General features: G+C 51.6%; 13 protein-coding genes. 10 read left to right on the top strand and 3 right to left on the bottom strand.

From position 1 onward, the window contains the following. The 10 genes from secD to INP78_RS01605 all read left to right on the top strand — a co-directional run bounded on the left by secD (position 1) and on the right by INP78_RS01605 (position 13,690). Complete coding sequence (gene secD / locus INP78_RS01650) at positions 1-1,830, top strand: protein translocase subunit SecD (protein ID WP_194740475.1); 1,830 nt, start codon at positions 1-3, stop codon at positions 1,828-1,830. Positions 1,831-1,868: 38 nt separating this feature from the next. After that, positions 1,869-2,813, top strand: coding sequence for a protein translocase subunit SecF (secF, locus tag INP78_RS01645; protein WP_194740474.1), 945 nt, complete (start codon positions 1,869-1,871; stop codon positions 2,811-2,813). An 81-nt stretch (positions 2,814-2,894) separates the two neighbouring features. Beyond that, positions 2,895-4,166 carry an HlyC/CorC family transporter gene (locus INP78_RS01640; RefSeq protein ID WP_194740473.1) on the top strand — a complete coding sequence of 424 codons (1,272 nt, stop codon included), beginning with the start codon at positions 2,895-2,897 and terminating at the stop codon, positions 4,164-4,166. Between the two features lie 93 nt (positions 4,167-4,259). Then, positions 4,260-4,571 carry an ATP-dependent Clp protease adapter ClpS gene (gene clpS, locus INP78_RS01635; RefSeq protein ID WP_019881392.1) on the top strand — a complete coding sequence of 104 codons (312 nt, stop codon included), beginning with the start codon at positions 4,260-4,262 and terminating at the stop codon, positions 4,569-4,571. Between the two features lie 326 nt (positions 4,572-4,897). Beyond that, a complete protein-coding gene (gene clpA, locus INP78_RS01630; protein WP_194740472.1) occupies positions 4,898-7,153 on the top strand; it encodes an ATP-dependent Clp protease ATP-binding subunit ClpA in 2,256 nt (751 codons plus the stop codon). A 205-nt stretch (positions 7,154-7,358) separates the two neighbouring features. Next, on the top strand, positions 7,359-7,694 hold the full coding sequence (locus tag INP78_RS01625) for a hypothetical protein (protein WP_194740471.1): 336 nt from the start codon (positions 7,359-7,361) through the stop codon (positions 7,692-7,694). Positions 7,695-7,906: 212 nt separating this feature from the next. After that, on the top strand, positions 7,907-9,052 hold the full coding sequence (locus INP78_RS01620; protein ID WP_255526702.1) for a TolC family protein: 1,146 nt from the start codon (positions 7,907-7,909) through the stop codon (positions 9,050-9,052). A 10-nt stretch (positions 9,053-9,062) separates the two neighbouring features. After that, positions 9,063-10,214, top strand: coding sequence for an efflux RND transporter periplasmic adaptor subunit (locus tag INP78_RS01615; protein ID WP_194740470.1), 1,152 nt, complete (start codon positions 9,063-9,065; stop codon positions 10,212-10,214). 3 nt (positions 10,215-10,217) lie between these two features. After that, a complete protein-coding gene (locus tag INP78_RS01610) occupies positions 10,218-13,319 on the top strand; it encodes an efflux RND transporter permease subunit (protein WP_194740469.1) in 3,102 nt (1,033 codons plus the stop codon). Between the two features lie 38 nt (positions 13,320-13,357). Continuing rightward, positions 13,358-13,690, top strand: coding sequence for a P-II family nitrogen regulator (locus INP78_RS01605; protein WP_194740468.1), 333 nt, complete (start codon positions 13,358-13,360; stop codon positions 13,688-13,690). Positions 13,691-13,693: 3 nt separating this feature from the next. On the opposite strand, the gene INP78_RS01600 is transcribed toward INP78_RS01605, so the two are convergent. Genes INP78_RS01600 through dapA form a run of 3 tightly spaced genes read right to left on the bottom strand, consistent with a single transcriptional unit; the run spans position 13,694 to position 16,648 of the window. Beyond that, positions 13,694-14,461 (bottom strand): MBL fold metallo-hydrolase, encoded by a 768-nt coding sequence (locus INP78_RS01600; RefSeq protein WP_194740467.1) that lies wholly within the window; start codon positions 14,459-14,461, stop codon positions 13,694-13,696. A gap of 12 nt (positions 14,462-14,473) precedes the next feature. Beyond that, a complete protein-coding gene (gene bamC / locus INP78_RS01595) occupies positions 14,474-15,730 on the bottom strand; it encodes an outer membrane protein assembly factor BamC (protein ID WP_194740466.1) in 1,257 nt (418 codons plus the stop codon). A gap of 39 nt (positions 15,731-15,769) precedes the next feature. Then, positions 15,770-16,648, bottom strand: coding sequence for a 4-hydroxy-tetrahydrodipicolinate synthase (gene dapA / locus INP78_RS01590; protein ID WP_194740465.1), 879 nt, complete (start codon positions 16,646-16,648; stop codon positions 15,770-15,772). Positions 16,649-16,659: the final 11 nt, after the last annotated feature.

Below are 16,659 nucleotides of genomic sequence, written 5' to 3'. Positions count from 1 at the left end.
ATGAACCGTTATCCAATATGGAAATTCGTGCTGATCGGCACAGTGTTTATCATTGGCCTGCTTTACACGATCCCCAACTTTTTTGGTGAATCACCAGCGGTGCAGATCAGCCCGGCCAAAACGTCACTGAAAGTAGACGATAGCCTGCTGCGAAAAGTGGAAGACACACTGAAACTGGCCAACATTCCGTTTGACGGTTTATTTATGGATGCCAGCGGCGTGAAAGTGCGTTTTGCCAACACGGATACGCAATTGCTGGCCAAGGACAAACTGGTTGGCAACCTTGGTAAAGACTACACCGTGGCGCTTAACCTGGTGCCACAAACACCAAACTGGCTGCAAAGCATAGGCGCCAAACCGATGTATTTGGGCCTGGACTTGCGTGGTGGCGTGCATTTCCTGCTGCAAGTGGACATGAAAGCGGCGTTGGATAAAGCGGCTGAAAGTACTGTCGGCGATTTCCGCATGTCTTTGCGCAAGGAAAAAATCAATTACTACGGTATTGAGCGTCAAGGCCAGGTAGTGGTGATCAAATTTGAATCAGAAGCCGAAGCCACCAAGGCGCGCAACCTGCTGGCCAAAGACTTTTCTGACCTGACCTACAAAATTGCAGGTAGCGACAAAGACTTTAACCTCACGGCCAGCATGAGCGTGATGGCGCAAAAACGCATCCAGGAATTTGCGCTCAAGCAGAACTTGCAAACTCTGCATAACCGGATTAACGAGCTGGGCGTAGCCGAGCCTATCGTGCAGCAACAAGGCCTGGACCGTATTGTGGTGCAATTACCAGGCGTGCAAGACACCGCCAAAGCCAAGGAAATCCTCGGCCGCACAGCGACTTTGGAAATCCGCATGGTGGATGAAGAAAAGTCTGACATGGCCACACTGCAAAAAGCGCAGGCAGGCCAGGTGCCGTTTGGTGACGAGTTGTTTGCTGACCGTGAAGGCCGTCCGGTGCTGGTGAAAAAGAGCGTGGTGTTAACCGGTGACCGCATCACCGATGCGGGCCCGGGTGTGAATGGCCAAAACGGTTCTTCCGTGGTTAACGTCACGCTGGATGGCCGTGGTGCAGGCATCTTTAAAAACGTGACGCGTGAAAACGTGGGCAAGCGCATGGCGATTCTGCTGATTGAAAAAGGCAGCACCGAAGTCATTACCGCACCGGTAATTAACGAAGAAATTGGCGGCGGCCGCGTACAAATCTCTGGCATGGCCAATGCACAGGAAGCCACTGATATTTCACTGCTGCTGCGCGCCGGTGCGCTGGCAGCACCGATGGAAATCATCGAAGAACGTACGGTAGGCCCAAGCATGGGTGAAGAAAACATCAAACGCGGTGTGCACTCTACACTGTGGGGCTTTGCAGCCATCGCGGTGATGATGATCGTTTACTACATGGTGTTTGGTGGCGTGTCTGTGATGGCGCTGGGCGTGAACCTGCTGTTGCTAGTAGCGATCTTGTCCATGCTGCAAGCGACACTGACCTTGCCAGGCCTGGCGGCGATTGCGCTGGCACTGGGGATGGCAATTGATGCCAACGTGCTGATTAACGAACGTATCCGTGAAGAGCTGCGAAATGGCAACACGCCACAAGCCAGTATCCACGCTGGCTATGACCGTGCGTTTGATACCATTTTGGACTCCAACGTCACCACCCTGATTGCTGGTCTGGCTTTGTTTATGTTTGGTACCGGCCCGATCAAAGGCTTTGCTGTGGTACACGTGTTGGGCATTATGACCTCTATGTTTAGCGCCGTGCTGGTCTCCCGTGCACTGGTCAACCTCTTGTACGGCTACCGCCGCAAGATTGAACACCTGCGCATTGGTTAATCACCCGCACGCTGACAACGCATATAAGAGAATAGATTATGGAATTATTCAGAATTAAAAAAGATATCCCGTTCATGAGCTACGGGCGTCTGACCACCTCGATCTCGCTGATTACCTTTGTATTGGCGATCTTCTTCTTGCTGCATAGAGGCTTGAATTACGGCGTCGACTTTACTGGCGGCACCGTGATGGAAGTGCACTACCCGGCAGCGGCCAATATCGAGCAAATCCGCCAGGTAATGGATGGCGTGGGCCTCAAAGATGTGACGGTACAAAACTTTGGCTCCAGCCAGGATGTATTGATCCGCCTGCCGGTGAAAAAAGAGCTGTCAATTGCACAATTGTCCGAAAAAATCTCCAGCGCATTAAAAGCGGCAGATGCCGGTGCAGAAATCCGTCGCGTGGAATCAGTGGGTTCACAAGTCGGTGAAGAGTTGTATGAAAACGGCGCACTGGCTTTGCTGCTGGTGTGTGCAGGCATCATGGGCTACCTTGCATTGCGCTTTGAGTGGCGCTTTGCGGTGGCAGCCATTATCGCCAACATGCATGACGTGATTATCATTTTAGGTTTCTTCGCCTTCTTCCAGTGGGAGTTTAATCTCACGGTACTGGCGGCGATTCTGGCGGTATTGGGTTACTCCGTGAATGAGTCCGTGGTGGTGTTTGACCGCGTGCGCGAAAACTTCAAAAAAATGCGTAAAGCCAGCGCCGTACAAGTCATTGACAATGCGATTACCCGCACCATGTCGCGCACCATCATCACCCACATGATGACGCAGACCATGGTCTGCTCCATGCTGTTTTTTGGTGGCGAAACCCTGCACAACTTCTCGCTGGCACTGACCATTGGTATTTTGTTCGGCATTTACTCTTCCGTCTTGGTCGCTTGCCCGATTGCCATGTGGCTGGGTGTGAGCCGTGCCAACCTGATCGGCGACACCGAGAAAAAACCGAAAGAAGACGAAGCGGCTGTTGCGCCCTAATAAAACCTTTAGTCCGCGTTCTTCTTGATTTTTAGCCACTGGTGGGTACACTAGTGGCTTCTTGTTTTTAATTCCACTCTTTTGGACAACATCCCGTTAAGCTGGCAGATTGGTCTGCTACTGCTCTTGCTGTCACTGACAGCCTTTTTCTCCATTGCCGAAACCAGCCTGATGTCGCTCAACCGTTACCGGATGCGACACCTGGCCAAAGAAGGCCATCGTGGCGCCAAACTGGCCAGCCGACTGATTGCACAAACCGATAAAACACTGGGTGCCATTTTGCTCGGCAATACCTTTTGTATCGTCGGTTCCTCCACGCTGGAAGTCGTGATTTCTGAGCGCCTGTTTGGTGAAGGCGATTATGTACTCATGTTTGGCTCGCTCGCCATCACCTTTGCCATTCTGGTCTTCAGTGAAATATCGCCTAAAGTGATCGCCGCCGCACACGCGGAAAAACTCGGTTTTGCCACCAGCTACTTGCTTTACCCGCTGATATGGCTGTTCACCCCGGTAGTCTGGTTTGTTAACTTGTTCGTCAAAGCCTTTCTCAAGATACTGGGTGTGCGCGTCAACTTCGATGAGCAGGCGCAATCAGTCACCACCGAGGAGTTGCGCAGCATTGTCAGCGATGCCGGGCAATATATCCCCTCACAAAGCCGCACCATTTTGCTCAACCTACTGGACCTGGAAGACATTATTGTGGACGACGCCATGACGGCGCATACCATGGTCGAGTTTATAGACCTGAATCATTCGATTGAGCAGATCATGGAGCAACTGACACGCAGCCATCACTCGCGCCTGCCGGTAAGAGAGGGCGACCACGAAGATATCGTGGGCATTTTGCATGTGCGTAAAGTGCTACCACTGCTACGCGACTTCCACATCGGCAAAGCCCCTACCAAAGCCTTATTACAGGCTGCCATGAGTCTGCCCTACTATATTCCGTCGGGCACGCCGCTTTACACCCAGTTGCAGCAATTCCAGAAGCGGCATGAGCGGATTGCGCTGGTCGTCGATGAGTATGGTGAATTCAAAGGCTTGCTGACGCTGGAAGATATCCTTGAAGAAGTGGTGGGCGAATTCACCACCCAGTCACCCGAGCACGCCAATCACTTTCATCAGCATGAAGATGGCAGTTGGCTGGTCGATGGCGGTAGCTTGCTGCGCGACCTCAACCGCAAATTGAAACTCTCCCTGCCCACTGATGGTCCACGCACATTGAATGGTTTAATTCTTGAGCACTTTGAGGGCATTCCGGAACCGGACACCAGCTTTAAAATTGGTGAACATAAACTGGAAATCCTCGACGTACAGGACCGTATCGTCAAGCGCGTCAAAATTTATCTTTAATTTATCTTATAAAAGCCGGATTTCTCCTGCATCAGGCCCTTGAATTTTTTAATACAAGGCGCAAAATAGGTTCTAAGACAGGTATACAAAACTATGGTACGACCCAAGCGTGAAGGTGATTTGGCCCTTGAATCCCAAGTGGCCAAACCCAAGCCCCCAGAGTTATATAAAGTGTTGTTGCTTAACGACGACTACACCCCCATGGAGTTTGTCGTCGCCGTCATTGAACGTTTTTTTAACAAGTCTCGTGAACAAGCGACACAAATCATGCTCCAAGTACATACAGAGGGCATGGGCGTATGTGGCGTCTACCCACAAGATATTGCAGAAACCAAAATGCATCAGGTCTTGGAATCCGCCCGCGAAGCACAACACCCTTTGCAATGTGTGATTGAAGCCGCTTGAAATGTAGTGTCTGGATGCCGAAAACGCGGGATAAAAGCAATTTAAACAGCAAGGTTCGCGCTGGTTTGCAGGTGTAGCATCCTGAGAATATCGGGCAAATACACTGACATACTCGCGGTTCGAGTCAGGCTTCACAGTGGTAGCATGGTAATGAGGTGATTCTGTTGTGCTTGACTCATATAAACTTGAGCAAAAAGCGGCCACGGAGCATTGAATTTTTTGAAAAAAAGCACGATAACAATAAACAGACAAGTTTTGCCGGATTGCATGGATTGGCATCTGTGAATGAGGCGTTTTTGTAGTGTAGTGTATTAAGGAAAGTCATCATGATTGCTCAAGAACTTGAAGTTAGCCTGCACATGGCGTTTATGGACGCGCGACAAAAGCGTCACGAATTGATTACGGTTGAGCATCTGTTACTGGCTATGTTGGACAACCCAACCGCCGCAGAAGTCCTGCGCGCTTGCGGGGCCAAGTTTGATACGCTGCGTAGTGAACTGACCCAATATATCGAAGAACACACCCCCACCGTGGCCGGGACTGAAGAAGTCGACACGCAGCCAACCCTGGGCTTTCAGCGTGTGATTCAGCGTGCCATGTTGCACGTACAGTCTTCCGGCAAAAAAGAAGTGACCGGCGCCAATGTGCTGGTCGCGATCTATGGTGAAAAAGATTCCCATGCCGTATTTTTCCTGCATCAGCAAGGTGTGACCCGCCTCGACGTGGTCAACTTCATTTCGCATGGTGTGGCCAAAATCCAGGAAAACGAACCTAAAGCATCCAGCACTGAGCAGGAAACTGAAGGCGAAAGCGTCAGTACCGGCGCGCTGGAAAATTTCACCCTCAACCTCAATGCACAAGTGATTGCTGGCAAAATTGACCCCTTGATTGGTCGTGGCCAAGAGCTTGAGCGCGTGATCCAGACCTTGTGCCGCCGCCGCAAAAACAATCCTTTGCTGGTAGGCGAAGCCGGTGTGGGTAAAACCGCCATTGCCGAAGGCCTGGCTTCACGTATTGTCAGCAACGACATTCCAGAAGTACTGGAAAACGCCACGGTCTACTCACTGGACATGGGTGCCCTGCTGGCTGGCACCAAATACCGTGGTGACTTTGAGCAACGCCTGAAAGCCGTCATGAAGCAGCTGGCCGAGAAACCGGATGCGATTTTGTTTATTGACGAAATCCATACCCTGATTGGCGCCGGTTCCGCCAGTGGCGGCACGCTGGATGCCAGCAATTTGCTGAAACCTGCATTATCCAATGGCTCACTCAAATGCATAGGCGCCACCACTTACCAGGAATATCGCGGCATCTTTGAAAAAGACCATGCTTTGTCACGCCGTTTCCAGAAAATCGACGTGCAAGAGCCGAGTGTGGCCGAAACCATTGAGATACTCAAAGGCCTCAAAACCAAGTTTGAAGAGCACCATAGCGTCAAATACAGCGCCAGTGCGCTGACTGTGGCGGCTGAGTTGTCGGCCAAGTACATCAATGACCGTCATTTGCCAGACAAGGCGATTGATGTGATTGATGAGGCTGGTGCTGCGCAACGTATCCTGCCAAAAAGCAAACAGAAGAAGATTATTGGCAATAAAGAGATTGAAGAAATCATTGCCAAAATTGCGCGCATTCCGCCCAAAAACATTTCCAGTGATGACCGTAACGCACTGAAAACACTGGAGCGCGACCTGAAAGCCGTGGTCTTTGGCCAGGACAAAGCGATTGAAGTATTATCTTCCGCCGTCAAAATGGCGCGTAGTGGCCTGGGCAACAGCAGCAAACCGATTGGTAGCTTCCTGTTTGCTGGCCCGACCGGTGTTGGTAAAACCGAGGTCGCCAAACAATTGGCTTATGTGCTTGGCATTGAATTGCTGCGTTTTGACATGTCCGAATATATGGAGCGTCATGCTGTGTCTCGCCTGATTGGTGCGCCTCCGGGCTATGTGGGCTTTGACCAGGGCGGCCTGCTGACTGAAGCGGTGACTAAACAACCATATTGCGTGTTGTTACTGGACGAAATTGAGAAAGCACACCCAGACATTTTCAACATCTTGTTGCAAGTGATGGATCATGGCACGTTGACGGATAACAATGGCCGTAAAGCAGATTTCCGCAACGTGACCATTATCATGACCACCAACGCTGGTGCGGAAAACCTGTCTAAATCGAGCATAGGCTTCACCAACAGCAAAGACAGCACCGATGAGGCAGCTGATCTCAAACGTTTGTTCAGCCCTGAATTCCGTAACCGCCTGGATGCCACCGTGTCATTCAGTGCACTCAGCCAAGACGTCATTCTGCGCGTGGTCGACAAGTTCCTTATGCAGTTGGAAGATCAGTTGCACGAGAAGAAAGTCGATGTGACCTTTAGTGACGAACTCAAAGCCTATCTGGGTAGAAAAGGCTTTGACCCGCTGATGGGCGCACGCCCGATGGCCAGATTGATTCAGGACACCATTCGTAAAGCACTGGCGGATGAGTTGCTGTTTGGTCGCTTGAACGATGGCGGTCACGTCCATATCGATATTGATGACAACGACCAGATTAAACTGATTTTTAAAGAAGAAACCATTTCAGCCTAGTCTGGCTGGAACTTTGACACCACGGTGACATCTACTATAATGTTACCGTGGCTTTCACGCACCAGTTTGGTGCAAAAAGTCCCAAACGCGCTACCAGATCTGCCTATCTTGGCCACGAGTGACATAAAATCAATATGTTAGGTGTGTTCGCATTACTGGTATAATTATTGCTGTAAATGTATTGCCTGACAGATATGATTTTGTAATGCAAAAGATATTTTATTTTCTACATGCGTTGTGTTTGATGTTTGCTTTGCAGACAACTGCTGCCGAACCGGCGGTCACAACTACGCTACTAGAAACCGGCATTTCCGCAACCAGCCTTTCCAATGCCATTGATGACAGTTTATCCGCTGACTTTGGCGAAGGATATTGTTGCGTCGACATGCTGGAAATCGCCGAAGTAGACGTCGATAAAATCCTGCTACCAGGCTTTAGCTATCCGCTGCATAAAACCACCCACCTCGCTCCAGAACATCAACTCTCCACTTACCATCTGCTCCTGAGCTTCTGGCTAGACCGGCCTCCGCAACGCGCTTAAAAAACTATCCAACGCAATTTGCCGTGCAGGTAAAGAGCGTCATTTTAATCATTAGTTAAGATGACTGTGACATCATGCGATGAACAGTCATCTAAAAAAGGATCGTTATGTTAAGTCAGACCCGCTGGCGGAAAGTATGCAGGCTCTTGTGGCTATATTGTTGCATCACTCCCGTTGCGTTTGCAGAAACTACTTTTGACCTAAAAACCTTATTGGATAAAGCCGTCGCCGAAAACCCGATGATGGCCGTGAGCAAAGCACAAATTGAAGCTGCTGCGGCAGGCATCACCGTGGCAAGATCTTTCTACAACCCCGATATGGAAGTGATGGCAGGCCCGGCCAGATACCGCGGCGTACCCACGCCAGGCGCCAGTGAAAGAAACTATGGCGTCACCATTTCACAACCCCTGGACTTTCCTGGCACCCGTACCTCACGCCGGGAACTGGCAGAACAACAACTGACTTATGCCGAAAAAGGCATTCAAACCACCAGTTTTGATTTGCGCAACCTAATCAAACAAGCCTATTTAACGGTGCTACTGCGCCAGCAGATTTTGCAAATGCTGGGTGCCAACTTGAGCATCCTGCAAGAAATCCAGACCAAAATCAAACGCAAGGTAGACGTGGGTGAAGCCGCCAGGTATGAGCTGATCAAGGCCGACACTGAAGTACTGGCAGCCGAACGGGATTACGCCAGTGCGCAAACCCGCATTGATGAAGCCAAAGCCATTTTGCGCGGCATGATAGGCAATATGCCAGACACCTTCGATGTCAAATCTGAACTGCCGACGATTTCAAACTTACCGGCCATCACCGAGTTACGCAAATCTGCCGAGAACAACCCTTACTTGCAGCAGCTGTTTACCGCCAAAGACAGTGCCGAGGCTAAACTCAAGCTGGAGCAAGCCTTGCGTTTTCCTGGCCTCACATTGAAGTCTGACTTCACCCAAGACCCGGACCTGAACACCTTCAGGGTGGGCGTTGTGCTGCCATTGCCGGTGTGGAACCGCCGTGAAGGCCAGATTGCCCAGGCCGCTGCAGGCATAGAGGAAGCAGACGCCAATATCAAGCTGCAACAACAGGTGCTACGCAAAGAGATTGATAGCGCCTACCAGCGCACCGTGATTGCTAGCAATCAGCTCAAAGTCTTTGAGAACGGCTTGTTGCAACAATCAGAAGCGACCCTGAGTCGCGCAGAAGCCGCCTATAAGTTCGGAGAGCGCGGCATCCTGGAATACCTGGATGCACAACGCGTCAATCGTGATGTCAGACGTGACTATCTGATTGCCAAATTCGATTATTTTTTCAGTGTATTGCAAATCGAACGCTTCATCGGTTCGGATTTGGTTCAACCATAAGGGGATGGTCATGTCTCGTGTTTTATTTTCAACTTTGCTCGCTGCCGCACTGGCAGTGATGTCTACCGCGTGCACCGAAAAACCCGCCCCGGCAGCAGAAACCAAAGAAGTCGTAGATCCCAGCCTGGTCACATTGACCAAAGAACTGGCTGCCAACGTGCGTACCGGTGCGGTAGAAGAATTGGCGTTTATTGATACCCTGCGTATTCCAGGCCGTATCCAGGTCGATGAGCAATATGAATCCAGGGCAGGTGCATCTATCACCGGCCGCATCAGCACGCTGGATGTCAACCTGGGCGATGAAGTGAAAGCTGGCCAGCGGCTGGCTGTCATCAAGAGTACAGAACTTGCGCAATACCAGCTGAGCTACATCAAGGCCAGCCAGCAGATGCAATTGCAAACCAAAGCCGTGGACCGTGCCAAGCAACTGCTGGAAGCGGATGTGATCAGCCTGGCAGAACTACAGCGCCGCGAGGGCGAGCTCAATGCGGCCAATGCGGAATTGAATGCCGCCCGTGACCAGTTATTGGTACTCGGCATGCCGCCTGCCAGCATTGCCCAACTGGGCTTGCACAACAGCGGCATGTCGACCAGCCAGGTCAACTCTAAAATCACCGGCACCGTGATTGCACGTAAAGCCAGGCTGGGCCAGGTGGTGGCACCCGCAGAAGAGCTGTTTGTGATTGCTGATTTGTCCCATGTCTGGGCAGTGGCAGAAATCCCTGAGCAGCAAATTGCGCACATTAAAGAAGGCCAGTCGCTGGATATTGAAGTGCCTGCCCTGGACGATGCCGAACTCACAGGCACCCTAGCTTTTGTCGGCGACATTGTGAACCCGGCCACGCGTACCGTGATGGCACGCGCCAATATCAACAATGAAAAAATGCTGCTCAAGCCAGACATGCTGATCACCATTTTGCTGGAAGCCAAACCGGAAAAAGTGATTGCCATCCCCTCTACCGCCGTGGTGCGTGAAAACAATGCTGACCATGTGTTTGTGCAAACCTTAAAACCAACGCAATATAAATTGCTGCCCGTCACCCTGGGCCGTACTTACCAGGGCAACAGGGAAGTGCTGCAAGGCCTGCAACCAGGCGATCAAATCGTGCTCGATGGCGCGTTTCATGTCAACAATGAACGCAAGCGCAAAGAAATGGAGTAAAGCATGATTGAATCCCTGATTAGAGGCGCGCTCAAGCAGCGCCTGATTGTGCTGGTCTTGGCCGTCGGGCTGATTCTGGCGGGCCTGTTTGCGGTTAAAAAACTGTCAGTCGATGCTTTCCCTGACGTGACTAACGTCCAGGTCATGATTGCCACACAGGCCACCGGCAAATCGCCGGAAGAAGTCGAACGGTTTATCACCGTGCCGCTGGAAATCGCCATGACAGGCTTGCCTGGCCTGACCGAAATGCGTTCGGTGAATAAAAATGCCTTGTCACTGATCACGCTGGTCTTTACTGACAGCACTGATGTCTATTTTGCCCGTCAACTGGTGATGGAACGCTTGATGGAAGTGATGGAGCGCATGCCGCAAGGCGTAACGCCTATCTTGGGGCCAGTCTCTACGGGTTTGGGTGAGGTTTATCAATTCACGCTGGATAAACCGGATGACGGTAAAAAGGCATTGACCCAGGCAGACCTCACAGAGCGTCGCGCCATTCAGGACTGGGTGGTTCGCCCCCTGCTGCGCGGCATCCCCGGCGTGGCCGAAATCAACTCGCAAGGCGGCTATGTCAAGCAATACCAGGTGCTGGTCAATCCGGACCGCATGACGCATTTTTCGATCAAACTCAAAGATGTGTATGAAGCACTGGCGCGCAATAATGCCAACAGCGGCGGCGGTATTTTGCCGCATTATGCAGAGCAATACCTGATTCGCGGTGTGGGCCTGGTACAAAACCTGGACGACATCCGCAACATGGTGCTCAAGGAAGAGAACGGTATTCCGGTCTATATCCGCGATGTGGCTGAAGTCACCATCGGCCATGAAGTGCGGGTCGGCGTCGTGCTCAAAAACGGCGACACCGAATCCGTCGGTGGTATTGTCATCATGATGCGTGGCGGCAACGCCAAAGAAGTAGTCAGCCGTATCAAGGCCCGCGTTGAGGAAATCAACAGCAAAGGCATGTTGCCACACGGCTTGCAGATCGTGCCCTACTACGATCGTAGCGAACTGGTGGATGCCGCGCTGCACACGGTGACCAAAGTGCTGATTGAAGGCATTATCCTGGTGATTGTGATTTTGTTCCTGTTCCTGGGTGATGTGCGTTCCAGCCTGATCGTGGTGGGTACGTTGATCCTGACCCCTTTAATCACTTTTATGGTGATGAACCACTATGGCATTTCCGCTAACCTGATGTCATTAGGTGGCCTGGCGATCGCTATTGGCCTGATGGTCGATGGTTCTGTGGTGGTGGTTGAAAACACCTTTCACCACCTGGGCCACCGCAAAGACGAAAGCCGCATTCGCGTGGCGCTAGAAGCAGCGACTGAAGTGGCGACGCCAGTATTATTTGGCGTCGGTATCATCATCCTGGTGTTCTTGCCATTGATGACGCTGGAAGGCATGGAAGGCAAAATGTTTGCGCCTTTGGCCTACACCATCGCCATTGCGCTGTTTGTGTCGCTGGTATTGTCACTCACCCTGACCCCTGCCCTGTGCTCATACATGCTAAAAGGTGGCAGTGGTGACGACACCAAGCTCATACAAGCCATCAAGCGGCCCTATTTATCGGCATTGAACTGGGTGCTCAACAACGAGAAAAAAACTATCATGGCGTCCGGCCTGCTGTTCGTCGGCACCATTGCATTGTTTCCGTTCCTGGGCACTTCATTTATCCCGGAAATGAAAGAAGGCTCCATCGTCCCTGGCATCAACCGTGTGCCGAATATCTCGCTGGAAGAATCCATGAAAATGGAAAACAAAGCGATGAAATTGATCATGGAACAAGTACCAGGCATCAAGTCAGCCATCTCCGGCCTGGGTCGCGGTGAAAGCCCGGCCGATGCGCAAGCACAAAACGAATCGACGCCGATTATCAGCCTCAAACCGCGTGATCAGTGGCCTGCAGGTTGGACACAGGATGACATCGCCGAGAAAATGCGCGAAGTGCTGGAGAAGTATATTCCAGGCGTGCAAATCATCATGGCACAACCGATTTCTGACCGTGTCGATGAATTGCTGACCGGTGTGCGTGCGGATGTGGCAGTGAAGATTTTTGGTGAAGACCTGGATTCGCTCAAGCAGAAAGCGGATGAAATTGCCAAGCTGGCCGGTACGGTGACAGGTGCGACGGAGATCAAGGTCGAGAAGGTATCAGGACAACAATACCTGAATATCACCATCGACCGTCAGGCGATTGCCCGCCATGGCATCAACGCGTCCGATGTGCATGACGTGATTGAAACGGCGATTGGCGGCAAGATTGCAACCGAGATTTTTGAAGGCCAACGCCGTTTCTCAGCCGCTGTGCGTTATCCGGAATCTTTCCGTAATAACGAAGAAGCCATCCGCAACATTATGCTGACCTCGCCCAACGGCTCACGCGTGGCGCTGGAAGATCTGGCCGACATTGAAATCAAGGATGGCCCGGCGCAAATCAGCCGCGAATTGGCCAAGCGCCGTATCGTCATTGGCGTCAACGTCAAAGACCGCGACCTGGGTGGTTTTGTGGCTGAGCTACAGCAAGTATTAGGACAAAAACTGCAATTACCGGATGGCTATTATCTGGAGTACGGTGGCCAGTTCCAGAACATGGAACGCGCCATGGGTCACTTGATGATTATTATCCCGGTCACCATTGCAGCGATTTTCTTCCTGCTGTTCCTGCTGTTCCAGTCTTTGCGATTTGCCACCATGATTATCCTGGTGTTGCCATTTGCCTCGATTGGCGGCGTGATTGCCTTGTTTATTACCGGTGAATACCTGTCCGTGCCTGCTTCCGTCGGTTTTATTGCCTTATGGGGCATAGCCGTGTTGAATGCGGTGGTGTTGGTGTCCTACATCCGCACGCTGCGTGAAGAAGGCCTGAGTCAGCTCGAAGCCATCCGCAAAGGCTGTGCCCAGCGTTTCAGGCCGGTGATGATGACCGCGACCGTGGCCATGCTGGGGCTGGTGCCGTTCCTGTTTGCAACAGGCCCGGGCGCCGAGGTACAGCGACCGTTGGCGATTGTGGTGATTGGTGGTTTGATTACATCTACTCTACTCACCCTGATTGTGGTGCCCACCCTCTATCGTAAGTTTGAAGAAAGCAAGATAGAGGCATAATGCCGACCCAGTGAGTTTATGCTCAAAAGGATACTTTTATGAAAGAAATCAAAGCAGTCATACAACCGGCGAGATTGGCAAAGATACGCTCCGCACTGCGCAATATCAAAGGCTTTCCTGGCATGTCGGTCAACAAGATGGAGGGCTGCGGCCCCCACTTGCAAAAACCAAGTGTAGGTGTGCGCGAAGAACTGACCGATTACAGCCCCAAAGTCTATTTGTATATGGTGGTGCCGGATGAACTGGTAGAAGGCATTTTGCAAACCATCGTTGAAGTGGCCCACACCGGCAATGTCGGCGATGGCATTGTCTGGGTGACGCCGGTTGAGCGCATGATCCGTTTATCAGAACAGATCATGGTGATGGATTAAGCTTTATAAATCACGCCAGCCCAGCCCGGCTTGCTGATGGGCAATCTGCACCCAGTCACTGGCGCAACCTAGCACTGTACTCAACGCCTGCTTAGCCAAAGCAGGCGTATTATTTTTCTCGCTCAGATGCGCCGCGACCAACTGTTTGAGTTTGCTGTTATCCAGCTGGGCAAGCAATTGCGCACTGGTTTGATTATCCAGGTGCCCCAGCCAGCCGCCTACGCGTTTTTTGAGTGAATGTGCATAAGGGCCGGTGCGCAACATTTCCAGGTCATGATTACACTCCAGCAGCAAGCCGTCACAGCCTTGTAGCATCATCACAATATGCGGCGTGACACTGCCAACATCAGTCAACACACCAAATTTCCGGGCACCATCACCAAACACAAATTGTGCCGGTTCACGCGCATCGTGCGGCACCGGGTAAGGGTGCACTTCGATTTCCTGCAGCGCAAACGCGCTATGCGCATCAATGATATTGATCGTGACAGGTTGTGTGGGCAAATAGCGCTGGCACATGCTGTAAGTGCCATGTGTGAGCCAGACCGGAATCTGGTAACGCGCCGCCAGTTTGAACACGCCACGCGCATGATCATCATGCTCGTGCGTGACCAGGATGCCTGAAAGTTGTTCAGGTTGCAGATCCAGACGCGCCAGACGTTGTACGGTTTCTTTCACGCTAAAGCCACAGTCAAGCAAAAGCCGGGTTTCCCCGGCTTCTACCACAGTGGCATTGCCTGCGCTGCCACTGCCTAAAGATGCAAATCGCACACCTGACCTCTGTTATTTCAGTTGCTCATATAGCAGGGAAATAATACGGTTAGCCGTCGTCGACGTATTGCGCTTGTTATCCACCGTCAACACATAGACATCAGTGGTGTCATCTGCGTTTTCCAGCACCTGAATACGATATTGCTTGCTGGACTTGTCACCATCAGAGGTGCCTTTCCAGAACTTGGTTTTATCGCCAGGTTTGACTTCTGCGGGTGCCGCTGCTTTTTCGTCCTCATCGCTACCCCAGAACTTCAGGCGCTCCAGCAAGCCTTTTTTCTGCTTGATCGGGTCTTCTGCATCAGTATCGGCATAACGCACATAGAAGATACCTTCAGAGCGGTTTTTGTCTTCGGTGACAAAACCAATGCGATCCAGCGCCAGACCAACACGACGCCAGGCGCGGTCAAATGGCTCATTGAGTTTTAAGGTCACGCTCTGGTCAGGCTCTTTAATCACATCTGCACGCTTGTCAGAAGCCGCCTGTGTCATGACCTGGTCCGCTTTCTGCTCATCCAGACCCAGCTTGACCATCATGCGGCGCAACAATTCAGCATCAAGGTCAGCATCAAACTCCTGACCCGCAGTATTTTTCTTGTCAGCGGCATCCGCACGATAACCAGTGTCAATCACACCCAACTGCGTAGTCACATAGTTTTTACCATCATCCGGCGCACCAGCCACCGTACGATGCGTCATATAGATTTCAGTGGTGCCTTCTTTTTCACCGCGTTCCAGGCGGGTGCGGAATTTACGTCTGTCTGCAAAACCGGACAACTTATCCAGCCAGGCATCGAATTTCTCACCGTAGCCACGGTTATCTTCTCTTGGCTTAATGGCATCTGACTGCAACCACTCGGTTTCAATCACACCCAGCTCCGGGTTTTCCACTTTGACCGCAAAGCCTTGATCCAGCCAGAAATCACGCACAATCGGCCAGATTTTTTCAGCCGGGGCATTCACTACCAGCCAGCGTTGTTGCCCAGCTTTAACCATGCGCACGTTTTTCATATCGGCCAGCACGGGCTGCGGGCCATTTTGCTCTTGCGCATCCTGATTCTGGCTATAAGCAGAATAGCTGGTGCTACCAGGCACGTTATAAGTACTGCTGGTACGTACAGCAGTCAGGTCGGGTGGCACTTCCAGCGGTTTGGAACGGCCTGCACCCTTGTAATCAGAGCTGTTATCAATAAACGGGATAGAATCGCAAGCTGCCAGCACCGTCACCAGGCTGACCAGCACGGCCCGTTGTAACCAAACATGATTCATGTATTTCACTTATTTCACCCTAAATTAGTCTTGGCCCAATCAAGCGGCAATTTCTGCCTGTTTCATGGCACTGCGTAATACTTCATGATACTGGCTGGACAAATTCACCAGCGGCAAACGAATGCCGGTCGCAATCAAGCCCATTTGCTGTAATACCCATTTCACCGGGATCGGGTTCGCCTCTACAAACAATTTCTGATGTAGGGCAAACAATTTGGCATTGGCCGCTTTGGCCGCAGCGATATCCCCATTCAAGGCATGCACACACATGTCGTGCATTAATTGCGGCGCTACATTGGCAGTCACCGAAATCACCCCTTTGCCACCCAGCAGCATTAATGCCAGCGAGGTCGCATCATCACCGCTATACACGGCAAAGTCGGCCGGTACACGCAACAGCAAATCGGTGCCGCGTTCAATGCCACCCGTCGCATCTTTAATGCCGACGATATTAGGCACTTGTGCGAGACGTAGCACCGTGTCATTGCTTAAATCGCAGCCGGTACGGCCAGGCACATTGTATAAAATTTGTGGAATGGCAACCGCCTCAGCCACCGCTTTAAAATGCTGGTACAAACCTTCTTGTGACGGCTTGTTGTAATAAGGCGCGACCAGCAGGCAGGCATCGGCACCCAGGCTTTTCGCTTTTGCTGTCAGTTCAATCGCTTCTGCAGTTGAGTTGGCCCCCGTGCCGGCAATGACAGGCACACGTTTGGAGACATACTCAACCGTGGTTTTAATCAGCAAACAATGTTCGTCAACATTGACGGTGGGGGATTCGCCAGTGGTACCAACGATGACAATGCCATCGGTACCGGCGTCGATATGAAAATCGATCAGCTTTTTGAGCGCGTCCAGATCCAAACGACCATCTTCAAACATCGGGGTCACGATTGCGACCAAACTGCCCGTAAACATACCTAGCGCCA

Source organism: Methylophilus sp. 14 (assembly GCF_015354345.1).
In the GTDB taxonomy this organism is placed as follows: domain Bacteria; phylum Pseudomonadota; class Gammaproteobacteria; order Burkholderiales; family Methylophilaceae; genus Methylophilus.
Note: the sequence above shows the minus strand (reverse complement) of the source record. Positions and strands in the feature narration are given on the sequence as shown.

Bases quoted from the DNA above. Each gene is read 5' to 3' on its own strand.
- secD (WP_194740475.1), top strand. From the start codon at position 1: ATGAACCGTTATCCAATATGGAAATTCGTGCTGATCGGCACAGTGTTT.
- secF (WP_194740474.1), top strand. From the start codon at position 1,869: ATGGAATTATTCAGAATTAAAAAAGATATCCCGTTCATGAGCTACGGG.
- clpS (WP_019881392.1), top strand. From the start codon at position 4,260: ATGGTACGACCCAAGCGTGAAGGTGATTTGGCCCTTGAATCCCAAGTG.
- clpA (WP_194740472.1), top strand. From the start codon at position 4,898: ATGATTGCTCAAGAACTTGAAGTTAGCCTGCACATGGCGTTTATGGAC.
- INP78_RS01625 (WP_194740471.1), top strand. From the start codon at position 7,359: ATGCAAAAGATATTTTATTTTCTACATGCGTTGTGTTTGATGTTTGCT.
- INP78_RS01615 (WP_194740470.1), top strand. From the start codon at position 9,063: ATGTCTCGTGTTTTATTTTCAACTTTGCTCGCTGCCGCACTGGCAGTG.
- INP78_RS01610 (WP_194740469.1), top strand. From the start codon at position 10,218: ATGATTGAATCCCTGATTAGAGGCGCGCTCAAGCAGCGCCTGATTGTG.
- INP78_RS01605 (WP_194740468.1), top strand. From the start codon at position 13,358: ATGAAAGAAATCAAAGCAGTCATACAACCGGCGAGATTGGCAAAGATA.
- bamC (WP_194740466.1), bottom strand. From the start codon at position 15,730: ATGAATCATGTTTGGTTACAACGGGCCGTGCTGGTCAGCCTGGTGACG.
- dapA (WP_194740465.1), bottom strand. From the start codon at position 16,648: ATGTTTACGGGCAGTTTGGTCGCAATCGTGACCCCGATGTTTGAAGAT.